7 protein-coding genes are annotated in these 13,210 nt (G+C 40.6%); 5 read left to right on the forward strand and 2 right to left on the reverse strand.

Annotated features, from left to right (window positions below):
- Positions 1-484: 484 nt before the first annotated feature.
- Positions 485-988, forward strand: a complete 504-nt coding sequence (locus tag AC504W_RS16130) for a hypothetical protein (RefSeq protein WP_494873303.1) — start codon at positions 485-487, stop codon at positions 986-988.
- On the opposite strand, the gene sbcD is transcribed toward AC504W_RS16130, so the two are convergent.
- Positions 989-2,239: an exonuclease subunit SbcD gene (gene sbcD / locus AC504W_RS16135; protein ID WP_494873304.1), complete on the reverse strand. Its 1,251-nt coding sequence runs from the start codon at positions 2,237-2,239 to the stop codon at positions 989-991.
- A gap of 607 nt (positions 2,240-2,846) precedes the next feature.
- Between sbcD and AC504W_RS16140 the strand changes: the two genes are divergently transcribed.
- The 4 genes from AC504W_RS16140 to AC504W_RS16155 all read left to right on the forward strand — a co-directional run bounded on the left by AC504W_RS16140 (position 2,847) and on the right by AC504W_RS16155 (position 12,000).
- Complete coding sequence (locus AC504W_RS16140; RefSeq protein ID WP_494879340.1) at positions 2,847-4,574, forward strand: pentapeptide repeat-containing protein; 1,728 nt, start codon at positions 2,847-2,849, stop codon at positions 4,572-4,574.
- A 236-nt stretch (positions 4,575-4,810) separates the two neighbouring features.
- The gene (locus tag AC504W_RS16145; protein WP_494873306.1) at positions 4,811-7,807 is read left to right on the forward strand and encodes a UPF0182 family protein; all 2,997 of its coding nucleotides are present in this window, start codon (positions 4,811-4,813) and stop codon (positions 7,805-7,807) included.
- A 303-nt stretch (positions 7,808-8,110) separates the two neighbouring features.
- On the forward strand, positions 8,111-9,091 hold the full coding sequence (locus tag AC504W_RS16150) for a magnesium transporter CorA family protein (RefSeq protein WP_103124801.1): 981 nt from the start codon (positions 8,111-8,113) through the stop codon (positions 9,089-9,091).
- Positions 9,092-9,228: 137 nt separating this feature from the next.
- Entirely contained in the window at positions 9,229-12,000 is a 2,772-nt protein-coding gene (locus tag AC504W_RS16155; RefSeq protein WP_494873307.1) for a M16 family metallopeptidase, read from the forward strand.
- A gap of 133 nt (positions 12,001-12,133) precedes the next feature.
- Here AC504W_RS16155 and AC504W_RS16160 read toward each other — a convergent pair whose 3' ends face one another.
- Entirely contained in the window at positions 12,134-12,895 is a 762-nt protein-coding gene (locus AC504W_RS16160) for a DUF6748 domain-containing protein (RefSeq protein WP_494873308.1), read from the reverse strand.
- Positions 12,896-13,210 lie beyond the last annotated feature (315 nt).

Consider the following 13,210-nt stretch of genomic DNA (forward strand, 5'->3'; position numbering starts at 1 on the left):
CGCCGATAAACGCCGATGAGCGTGGATAAAATATCTACTATTGCACTAATTTAGCTGTGTCAGTCCTCTACTTAATTTTACAAAATCGTTTAATTTACTGATTTAAATTGTAACTTGATTATTCAGGTTGCAATTCTCCTGAGCGAGTATCAAACACTCGTGGGCGAGTCTTTTTATCTCGTGAGTGAGTATCAAACACTCGTGGATGAGTCTTTTAGTCTCGTGGGTGAGTATCAAACACTCATGGGCGAGTCTTTTTATCTCGTGAGTGAGTATCAAACACTCGTGGATGAGTCTTTTAGTCTCGTGAGTGAGTATTAAACACTCGTCGGTGAGTTTTTTATTCTCGTGAGTGAGTATCAAACACTCGTGGATGAGTCTTTTATTCTCGTGGGCGAGTATCAAACACTCGTCGGGGATCTTTTTGTTGGTACACGAATTACAAATTATGCTAATTTCATCTCAGTAAACTCTGCTAATACCCATGTCTAACCCATCACCATCTGAATCTCAGCCCCAACCTTTGAGTGATTTTGAATTAGACTTGCTCAAACAAGAATACTTTTTTCTGCAAAACACTATTGAAGATTACAATAAGCAGATTTGGGTAATTAAGGCGCTGGGAATTACCGGGACTGGGGGTGTTTTAGCTTTGATGTTACAGCAACAATCAAAAGCTAGTGCGATCGCTATTATCGGTTGTTCTATCCCGATATTTTTCTGGATTCTCGAAAGTCAATGGAAGCACTTTCAGCGCGGTTTTTATCCCCGCGTCGCTGAAATTGAGTTGATTTTAAAGAATACCTGTGGTTTCAACAGTCCCGGTATTTACACCAGTTGGAGTCATTCTTTAAAACGCAGTCCCCAGCCTAAACGTAAAGGTTATCTTTGGGATGGTTTGCTCAATAGCACTGTGTATGTCAGCTATGTTTTAGAAATTGTTTTTCTGTTGATTATCGCGGCGATCGCTCCTATGATTTGGAAATAATCAATCAGCAGCACCTTCTAACCAAATTTCTACATCATCAGATAGCAACTTTTCCGCAGCTTCTAGCATAGTTGCAGCAATTTCTTTAAGGTCTTCACGATTATTTAAGTAGGTTTTCAATGCTTCCATTGGGTCAATACTACTACTCGCACTCAATTCGGGAACGCGGGGACGCGCTAACTGACTGAGTAGTTCTGGTTGAATGGTGTAGGTGTGGGCGGATTTTAAGGCAGTATGTAAGACAGCATTTTCAATTACATCTAACTGTTCGGAACGCAATTTATAAATTAATCGCACTACTGCATCTTGAATATCATATTTGGCGATCGCTTTCAAAATTGCGCCCTGGGGATCTTCGGCTTTGGATATATCTACTTCAATGGTGCGAAAACTGCGAACTGGTAAAGGACAAAATTCCCAAGTAGTATTTCCCTTCTCCAGTTCAACCATCACATAGCCTTTATCTTCTTTTTCTTCGCTAAAATCTACCCTTTCAATACTTCCGGGATAAATTACTGGTGGGTTGTTATGTTTATTTAAATTCTGGTGTTTGTGAACATGTCCTAACGCCACATAATCAAAACAAGGTCGCGTCAATAACGATAACGGCAAAGTAAAACCCTTACCCACCGCCAGTAAACGTTCTGCGCCTAAAGTTGCATTATCCGCCATTAAGTGAGCTAATAATATAGTCGGCGCATCGGGGTCAAGGCGGCGAATTTCCCCTTCAATAACGACTTGTAACCTATCTGTTAATAATTGGTTGACTTCCGCTAATGACACACCTTCCGTTTCTTGGCGTGTCATTAATGTAGAACGAGTTAACCAAGGTAGAGTGATTACTTGGACTTTCCCGTTGCGGGTTTGGATATGATGAGTTTTCAACGTATCACCTACCATAAACCCCGGTACACCCAAAGTCCGGTAAATATTTAAACTTGCGCCTCCCAAACCTTGGGAATGTTGGTCATGATTTCCGACTAATAAGACTGTGGGGATATTAGCATCCACAAGGCGGCGAAACTGACAGGCGAAGGCTTCTTGGACATAAGGCGGCGGTGTCGCATCAGGAAAAGCATCCCCACCAAATATGACTAAATCTACAGGATCAGTTAATGCGCGATCAATACACAGCGATAAGGTATTAACAAAATCCTCCAAACGCGTGTTTAACCCAGTCGTCGGGTTAATTCGACCGTGGGAAAAACCACTTCCCATGTGGATATCTGAAAGGTGGAGGATTTTAATCATAAAAATTAATCGTTAATGGTTAAAAATGAAAATTAATGACACAACATAGTTTTTTGTTAACTGTTGAGTGTTATTTGCGATCGCTGTCAACAGTAATTTTACAACCATAAAAACTAGCTTGGACAGTTTCAGCGATTTTTCCTACTGATATGTAAGCACTTACAGCAGTCTTTACTAAGAAGCTTTGCGCTATTTTAAGTTTTACCTGACTTTCTTAGATATTTATACGGGGATTGTTATTCTTAAACAAAGCATAATAATTAAGGAAATTTACACAAATGAACACTTCTAAACCCAACCAACTAGGTGTATCTGTATTCATGGGCGTTTTGGTTATATTAACCAGTGTAAGTGTGATTACGATTATGAATATGTTCTAGGTTGGATGCTGAGAATTTTAATAAAGAAAATTTACATATCCCTGTTCAATATTGAGCAGGGTTTTTACATTTTGTCATCTGAGGGTGGAAATTGAAACGCAAAGGGCGCAAGGGTAAGCGCAGAGTAGCGCAAAGTGGTACTCAGGAACAAAGATAGCGCTGAGTTTATCCGTAATACTAGGTTTTGAGCTTGTAAAAATTAGAAGCAGCTTGAGGATTAGTGACGGATGCTAAGAAAATTTACTGAGACTACTAAAGCAAAAAATCTAAAGCAGTTTTTGATAACTCTGACTATTTTGACTCCACTGTTAATGACACTTCCGGTTTATGCAAGCAAACCAGAACATCTTAAACAGCTAATAGATACAAATAAATGTCCGAAATGTGACTTAAGTGGGGCAGATTTTAGCTGGAAAAACTTGTTGCGGTCTGATTTATCTGACTCAAATTTGGGTGGTGCAAATTTAAGCAATGCTGACTTGAGTGGCGCTAATTTGCGTAATACTAATTTAAGTAAGGCGAAACTGTCTCGTGCTAACGCCTTTCGGGCTGACTTGGTAAGTGCAAACTTAAGTGATGCAGACTTGAGTAGCACTAATTTAAGTGGCGCAGATTTGCGAAATGCTAATTTAAGTCGTGCTGATTTAACGAATGCGGATTTAAGTGGCGCTAATTTAAATGGTGCAAATCTGACTGATGCTAACATGCGGGGTGTGCGATTTGATAATGTCAACCTCCAGGGAGTAAATCTCAATGGTGTTGATTTAAGTAATGCAGATTTGAGAAATTTTAACTTCCGTGGGGTGTCGTTGAATGGGGTTAACCTGAGTCGAGTGAATTTGAATGGTTATAACTTGAGGGGTGTAGAACTGAAAAATGCCAATCTCAGTTATGCGAACTTACAAAATGCTGACTTGAGTAATGCCCGACTGAACAATACTGATTTGCAAAATGCTAACCTCTACAATGCGAATTTGCAAGGTGCAGATTTGATTGGTAGTAAATTAAATAGCGCCAACTTAGATAATGCAGATTTAAGGGGTGCTAATCTTGATGTTGATAGCCTACCTAACAATATTCGTGCTGATGCTGGAGATTACAGCCGTTGGGGAAATACACTCAGTAGTAAAAGAAGATATCAAAATGCGATCGCCTATTACAACAAAGCTATAGAATTAAATCCTAGAGATGCTCAAACTTATACCAGTCGCGGTTTTGCTCAGAGTAAATTAAAAAACTATCAAGCTGCGATCGCTGACTATAACAAAGCTATTGAAATTGACCCTAGCTATGCCAAAGCATACAGCAATCGTGGGCTAACTCGCATCGAGCAGAATGATTATCAAAGTGCATTAACTGATTTTGACCAAGCAATTCGCTTCGACTCTAACAATGCAGAAGCTTATAACGGACGCGCCACAATTCGCCGCATTCAAAAAGATTATGCCACGGTCATTACCGAAGCTTCCCAAGCTATTAGAATCAATGCTAAATTTGCTGAAGCCTACAATAACCGAGGTTTAGCGCGTTTTGCACTGCAAGATTATCAAAGTGCTATTCAAGATTATGATAAAGCTATTGATAATTCTAGTGGTTGGGCTTGGGCATATTTAAATCGCGGCCTCGCTCGTTCAGCTATTAGCCAGCATAAAGATGCAACTAAAGATTTTGACCGCGCCATTGAGATTGATGAAAACTATATCGAAGCTTATTATCAACGCAGTTTAGCCCGGTTTAATCGCAAAAAATATGAGGATGCTATCAAAGATTGCGATCGCATTATTCAACGAGATCCCAATTATGCCGCAGCTTATGAAAATAAAGGTAATGCTTTATTAGCTTTGAAAAAGAAACCAGAAGCTAAACTCGCCTTTGAACAAGCAATGAAACTCTACTCGCAAAAACAAGATAATCCCAGTGTAGAACGAGTACAGCAAGTTGTCGCCGGATTGTAAACAACTCCCCCTCCTCTCTGCGCCTTTGCGCCTCTGCGTGAAATAAAAAACCACCGAGGAGGACACTTGCGTGGGCGGCTCCGCCGACTTGAGCAAAGTGTCCGTCGCGCAGAGTTCACAGAGTTTGAGTATTTCTCATCTCAGAGAGATGCTCAAATTTCCACATTCTCAGATTATAGAAATATAGTTACGACTTATGACATACTTTCCTTGAGCAATAGATTGGCTGCCACAAAATGCTTTGGAAATGGTGCTTGAGACTGTTCATAATACTCCTAGGGCTGTGGCTGTTTTTGAATGTAGCCTCCCGTCTAGGAGCAGAAATTTTTTGGTTTCAAGAAGTTGGCTATCTCCAAGTATTCTTGTTAAGGGTAGTAACTAAGTTTAGTTTAGTATTATTTGTTGCAGGCATTAGTGCTATCTACTTATGGGGAAATTTAGAGTTAGCACAGCGACTAAAATATCCCTCATCTTTAAAAATTGCCCAAGTCAAGCGTGAGGAAGCTGGACTGAGTGCAGAACTAAAAAACCTCCTCAGTCCGCAGTATGCAAAATATGATAACAGTCAGATAACTTACACAGGTATATTGCCAATTAAATTACGCTGGTTACTACCAATAGTTGCAATATTCAGCTTGTTAGTTGGGTTAATGCTGACGCACTACAGTCAAATTGCCTTTGCTTATTGGCAGTCTTCTGTGAACCAAACTAGTTTACCTGTAATTTCCCTGTTCCGACTAGAGACAATTTGGGCTTTGGGTAGGCAAATTACTACTCAAGTTGTGTATGTTGGCTTAGTTGTGGGAGTTGCGATCGCTATTGTAATTTATCCTCGCTGGTTATTAACGGCGATCGCTGGTGCATTTAGTGTTTTGTTTGGTTGGATAATTTACCACAACTGGGCAAAAGTTCTGCAATATTTTCATCCTACTGCTTTTAACTACTCCGAGCCTTTATTTAATCGAGATATCAGCTTTTATATCTTTTCCCTACCTGTTGGGGAATTGATGGAACTTTGGTTAATGGGGTTATTTTTATATGGTTTCATCGCCGTTAGCCTAATTTATCTTCTTTCCGCAGACAGTTTAAGTCAGGGGATTTTTCCTGGGTTTTCATCGCCACAGCAGCGTCATTTGTCTGGGATGGGTGGCTTGTTAATGCTAGTTGTCGCCTTGAGTTATTGGCTGAGTCGTTACGAACTAGTTTATTCTCAACAAGGTGTGAGTTACGGAGCCAGCTACACCGATGTGCAAACACAGTTACCAGCTTACACAGTGTTGTGTGTTTTAGCAGTGGCGATCGCATTTTACCTGTTGGGGCGCACAGTTGTTTGGCGACGAAAATCTCCCTATCGTCACTGGGTATTTTACGGTTTGGGGGTTTATTTGGTGGTGGCTGTGGCTGCTGGGGTGGTTTTACCAACAGTGGTACAGTATCTCGTTGTTCAGCCAAATGAATTGCAGCGAGAAGAACCATATATTAAACGGACTATTGCCTTAACTCGCCAAGCATTTGACTTAGAAGCAATTGACGCGAGAACCTTCAACCCCCAAGGAACCTTAACTGAAGCGGATATCCGCGCCAATGACTTAACAATTCGCAACATTCGCCTTTGGGATCAGCGTCCACTTTTAGAAACGAACCGCCAACTGCAACAAATTCGTCCTTACTATCGTTTTTTCGGTGCTGATATTGATCGATATACCCTAGCAACAGAAGCAATTCTACAGCAACCAACTGCGCCGGAAACACCAACTGAATTAATTGAACGGCGACAAGTCTTAATTGCAGCGCGGGAATTAGACTATGGTGCTGTACCCCAACAAGCGCAGACATGGGTAAACCAACATTTAATTTATACACATGGCTATGGATTTACTCTGAGTCCAGTGAATACAGTCGCACCGGGGGGACTACCCGAATATTTTGTCAAAGATATTGCTGGTACGGCTAATGGCGCTCTCACAACTTCTAATGACGCTATTCGAGATAGCATTCCTATTGGTCTACCCCGAATTTATTACGGTGAAATTACTAACACCTATGTCATGACTGGCACTAGAGTTAGAGAATTAGATTATCCTAGTGGAAGTGATAACGCTTACAACATTTATGATGGTATAGGTGGCATTTCGATTGGTAGTGCATGGCGACGCGGTTTATTTGCTATGTATTTAAAAGATTGGCAAATGCTCTTCACTCGCGACTTTTTGCCAGAGACAAAAGTATTATTTCGGAGGAATATCAATCAACGAATTCGGGCGATCGCACCTTTTCTCAAATTTGATAGTGACCCTTACTTAGTCGCAGCTGATCCTAGTATTGGTTACGGGTTTCCTGGTGTAAAAAATTATTTATATTGGATAGTAGATGCCTATACAACTAGCGATCGCTATCCTTATTCTGACCCGAATAATGAAGGCATTAACTATATCCGCAACTCCGTTAAAGTAGTCATTGATGCCTACAACGGTACTGTTAATTTTTACATTGCTGACTTCAGCGATCCCATAATTAGAACTTGGGCAAACATCTTTCCCAAGATGTTTAAACCTCTTAGCGCCATGCCAGCTACCATCCGTAATCATATCCGCTATCCTGCCGACTTTTTTCAAATTCAAGCGGAACGGTTGATAACTTATCACATGACCGACCCCCAAGTATTTTACAACCGCGAAGACCAGTGGCAAATTCCCAACGAAATTTATGGTGATAAAGCGCGTCCAGTCGAGGCGTATTATTTAATTACCAACCTGCCTACTGTTCCTTTTGAAGAATTTATCTTACTGTTACCTTACACTCCCAGACAGCGGACAAATTTAGTTGCTTGGTTAGCAGCGCGATCGGATGGCGATAACTACGGTAAGTTATTGTTATATATCTTTCCTAAACAGCGTCTAGTTTACGGAACAGAACAAATTGAAGCACGCATTAACCAAGATCCAGTAATTTCTCAGCAAATTTCTTTATGGAATCGTCAAGGCTCAAGAGCAATTCAAGGAAATTTGTTAGTCATTCCCATCGAAGAATCATTACTATACGTCGAGCCAATATATTTAGAAGCCACCCAGAATAGTTTACCAACCTTAGTGCGGGTAGTTGTAGCTTACGAAAACCGCATCGTCATGGCGCAAACCCTAGAACAAGCATTGCAAGCCATTTTTCAACCAGAAGTCACGCCTGAACCTGCTATTGTCCGTCCCTTTGATGAGGGAACCTCGCCTAGTCAGTGATAGATTTCAATTTAATTCAATTGTTAAATATCTGCCATGCGCCATCCACGAATTCATGATATTTATGGAAAACATGAGTCGTTGTGATGCTCACTTAAGCTGTTAAGCAAATAAGATTGCACATTGAGGCCGCAGGGGGGCAGGGAGCAGGGAGCAGGGAGCAGGGGAGAGGGTTTGCAGCTTTTATTACCATGAATATGGTGCAACTTAAATGACGATTAGCTTAAAAGCAAAATTCTGTTGCCGCTAGGAGAAATAGAATTGCTTTGTGAGTAATGATCACAACTGAATTAGGAACGCTATATGCTAACTCTGTTGACATTTTCTCAGAATCACCTAGAGTTATTCTCTAGTAAAGATGTTGAGCCGATACTCAAAAAGATTGATGGTTCTCAGAATATCTGGTTACGCTGTATTCATTTTCGCGATCGCACCGGAACCGCTAAAATTATTAACCACTTTCAACTTGATCCATCTCGCATCGACATGATTTTTAACCATTCCCTCACAGGAATTGATGAAGATATGGAAGATTGTCTATTTGATGGCTATGAAATCCTCACTCATCAACTCAAAAATCGAGAGTTTCAGGTAGCGCGAGGGAGTATTGTATTAGGTCGCAACTTTATTATTACTTTTGAAATTACAGAAATCAAAGTTTTAACTATATTACTCAATAACATCCAAAAACAAAACATAGATATTCAAAGCTGGGGAGTTGATTATATTTTATATTTGATTTTTAAAGATATTTTAAATAATTATCATAGTGTATTTGATTATATTTCTAGACAGCTTGATGATTTAGAAGATGAAGTTCTAGCCAATTCTGGTGATGAAACAACCTATCATAAAATTGCCGCCATGAGGCAATCTACTCGCTCTGGGCGGCGGAATTTTCAAAATCTTAAGTCACTTCTAGCAATGATGAATTATGAAGATTTTCAATGGATTACTCTGCCAGTTAAAACATTATTCAATCAAGAGTTAGTTTATCAAATTGATCATCTCTGGCAAGAATACCAAGCTTTACGAGCTTGGATGTCAGAATTAATGGAAATTCAACGGGATAACATTGCCAGCAAAACCAGTGAACGCATTAATCGGTTAACAATTCTTTCTACTGTATTTTTACCCATCACCTTCATTACTGGTTTTTATGGAATGAACTTTAAATATATGCCAGAGTTAGAGCAAGCTTGGGCATATCCAGTTGTAATTAGCGTGATATTACTAATTGTTTTGAGCAGTATTGCCTTTGCTAAACAACAACGTTGGTTGTAAGTATAATAAGCGATCGCCTAATTTTGCCACCATCTCTCCTCTGTGGGAGTAGATGGAGAATCGAGGTTTAAAGCAACTGACCCAATGATTCGCTAGAATCGCCGTTATGAATTACAAATTCGCATTTTGATTTGCTTATGCAGCGACGCTCAAAGATGTTTTTAGCATTTTTACTTAGTTTTCTTCTGAGTTTTATACCTTTTTCGGGTAACGTGATCAATGCGGTGACACCAGTCGCCGTTGCGCCTGTCTCCGGACTATCTTTTACCCAAGGAGTTAAAAAAACGGTATTAGACAACGGTTTAACGGTGTTAACTAAAGAAGTCCATACTGCTCCGGTTGTGAGTGTGCAAGTATGGTACAAAGTTGGTTCACGCAACGAAGGTAAAGGGGAAAGTGGTATTTCTCACCAACTAGAACATTTGATGTTCAAAGGTACGAAAGAACGTCCAGTGCAGTTTGGCCGTTTGTTTAGTGCTTTAGGTAGTCAGTTTAATGCTTTTACTAGTTACGACGAAACAGCTTATTTTGGCACAGTGCAGCGAGATAAACTCCAAGCACTGCTAATTTTAGAAGCAGACCGGATGAAAAATGCTTTGATTGGCACTGAGCAACTCACCAGTGAAAAGCGTGTGGTAATTTCTGAGTTGCAAGGGTATGAAAATTCACCAAGCTACCGTTTAAATCGGGCTGTAATGCAGGCGGCTTTTCCCAATCGGGCTTATGGTTTATCTGTAGGTGGTACAAAAGCCGATGTGGAAAAATTCACTGTCGAACAGGTGCGGAATTATTACCAAACTTACTACAGTCCTGACAATGCGACTTTGGTAATTACAGGGGATTTTGCCACAGAACCTGTACTCAAGGCGGTGAAAGAAAGTTTTGGCAAGTTGACGAAGAATCAAGAATCAAGAGTCAATGGTCAAGGGTCAAGGGTCAAGGGTCAAACTTCTAAATCTTCTACTCCCATAGTTTTAAAAGAACCGGGAAGTGCGGCTTTGTTGCATGTTGTGTATCCTTTGCCAGACATCAAGCATCCTGATGTATCTGCAATTGATGTGATGGATGCAATTCTCACAGGGGGACGCAGTTCTAGACTTTATCAAGCTTTGGTAGAATCTGGTCTGGCTAGTTCTGTGAGTGCGAGTGCGGCGGAATTAATTGAACCGGGTTGGTATGAAATTGATGCGACAGCCGCCCCTGGTCAAAAGCTAGAGCAAATTGCCCAAGTTCTGCAAACATCGCTATCAGAATTACAACAAAAAGGAGTGAGTGCAGAAGAGTTAAACCGAGCGAAGACTTTACTGCAAGCTTCGTTTGTCTTAGGTAATCAAGATATCAGCAGCCAAGCTAGTCAGTTGGGGTATAACCAAACTGTAGCGGGAGATTATAAATATATTGAACGCTATTTAGCGGCGATCGCCAAAGTTACACCAGAAGATGTGCAACGAGTAGCAAAAACTTACCTTGTTCCAGCTAAACAAACCATTGGCTTTTTTGAACCAACTCAACCAGATGGTCAAGCCGGAACTTCTGGTAGTGGTTCTGGTCGGACTGTGGAAAACTTTAGCCCTGGTAAACCTGTAGACCCAGCCGAACTGGCGAAATATTTACCTCCGGCTACTTCATCTACGGTATCTAATCAACAACCTCTACCACAGCAGTTTTCTTTAGCCAATGGTTTGCGAGTCTTACTGTTACCTGACCGCAGTCTGCCCACAATTAACATTAGTGGTCAAATTGATGCGGGAACTGAGTTTGATGGTAATCAAAAAGCTGGACTCGCCATTCTCACCGCAGAAAACTTAATGAATGGAACCCAAACGAAAAATGCTTTGGCTTTAGCTCAAACTTTAGAAGATAGGGGAGCCAGTTTAGAGTTTAGCGCCAGCCGCGAAGGTGTGAGCATTGGCGGTGAAGGACTTTCGGCAAACTTGCCCATCTTAATTCAAACTTTGGCAGATGTGTTGCAGAATGCTAATTTTCCGGCTGACCAATTAGAACTGAGTCGTCAACGGGCGTTAACAAGTTTGCAAGTACAGTTAGATGACCCCAGTACTTTAGCAAGGCGCGTATTCCAACAAGCAATTTACCCAGAAAATCATCCTTTTCACAGTTTTTCCACAGATACGAGTTTAAAGGCTATTACTCGTGATGATTTGTTGAGTTTTTATCGTCAACATTACCGTCCAGATACAACGACACTGGCTTTAGTGGGTGATTTTGACCCGATGAAGGTAAAAGATTTGTTGAATCAAGCGTTTGCAAAATGGCAAGCTGAAGGTAAACCACCTGCGTTGAATTTACCCAAAGTCTCACTCCCAAAAACTTCCACCCGCTTGAATAAAGTGATTCCCGGTAAAGCTGAGGCTGTAACTTACATTGGCTACAACGGGATTTCTCGCAAAGACCCCCGTTTCTATGCAGCTTTGGTGTTGAATCAAATTTTAGGCGGTGATACTTTATCTAGCCGTTTGGGTACAGAAGTGCGCGATCGCCTCGGTTTGACTTATGGTATCTACAGTGGTTTTGCGGCTGGTATTAATCCTGGCCCCTTCTTAATTGAAATGCAGACTGCGCCTACAGATGCTCAAAAAGCGATCGCTAGTACCCTCGCTTTACTCAAGCAGTTACGCGAACAAGGTATTACTGAAGCAGAATTAAATACTGCTAAACGTTCCATTGCTAACAGCTACCCAGTAGAATTAGCGAATCCCAGCGAAGTTGCCAGCATCATTTTAAATAATGCTGTTTTGGGTCTTTCTCCCGCAGAAATCCGTGAATTTCCGCGACGCATTCAAGCTGTAAATATGACTCAAATTCAACAGGTGATCAAAGATTTAATTCAGCCAGAAAATGTGGTGATTGTCACGGCTGGCCCTGGTGATACAGCAGCAAAGGAAAACTAGTCTGTGTATTGATTGACTGCTGTATGTCAATCAATACTTAGTTCTGAAATACGCGACCAGTTAAAGTGCGATCGCTCTCAGCATAGCTTGTCTATTTTGGGAATTATATTTACCTGAGCTAACCAACATTCCTTTACTTTGGGTTCACTCTCAGATACAGTTGCGTACCCACAAACTGAGTACCTCTCCTTGTGGGATCTACGTTTTCTACTACCTCCGTTCTACCTACAGCAATCAAACCTTTACCAAAAATTTCGCTTGTTGCTGCATCAATTTGTTTTTGCGTTGCACCCGTTTGACTCAAATCGATTGACGAGACTTGAGAAATCTTCGGCTTATTCAAAATCAGTTGATTTGTGGAGAAACAAGGAGTAGTGATACAGCGAATACCATTGTCTTTTAGTGCTACAAAAGTACCTTTTGCTGGGGTATTTGTAGCAGCTACAAAGGCTTCTTTTACTCTCAAATTCCCAAACTCACCAAATCCGGGCAATGTTACTGGAATGATATTTCCTCTGAGAAGCAGACGACTACCATCATCATTTTGAATTTTTACCAGTTCTAATGGTGATACTTTTAGAGAACTCCAATCAATTGCAGACACATAGCATTCCTCACGAAAAATACCATCTAAGCAAGGAGTAGCTTGCAAGTTGACTTGCTTGATGAAATATCCACCGCATATTGGAGAAGCACATCTGCGTAAATCTCTTCGCACCGTGTAATATCCCCATTGAGGAAACTCTTGATTGGTGACAGTGACGGCAACAGAATCAGTAGTATCTGAAGTAGGAATATTTTGAGCCGATACTTTCCCAAAAAATCCGTTACTAACAATTAAAGCACCTAATAAAAGAATAATTGAGTATTTGTAGTTAAATGATTGTTTGTTCATGGTAACTTTTGATTTGATTTGACAGTTTGATACTCTGATTAAGAGTAGAGTTTCTAACAAAACCTAACAAAATAACTGTACACTCAGATATTAGGTAACAAGGTGGGTTGCAATATATGAATTTTTATACTACTGACAATAGGTTAAAAAAAACATACGGAAAACCTTAAAGGAATTTTAAGGACTCATTGTTCTTGCCATAACTTAGAGACAAGGTAATTACCACAATACCAGCGCATTTATTGGTAGTAGTGAAGAGGTTGATTGATCAACTGAGATTGTGGTAATCTCCACCAAGACCGGATCAATTGCGCC

Source organism: Nostoc sp. C96 (assembly GCF_059384975.1).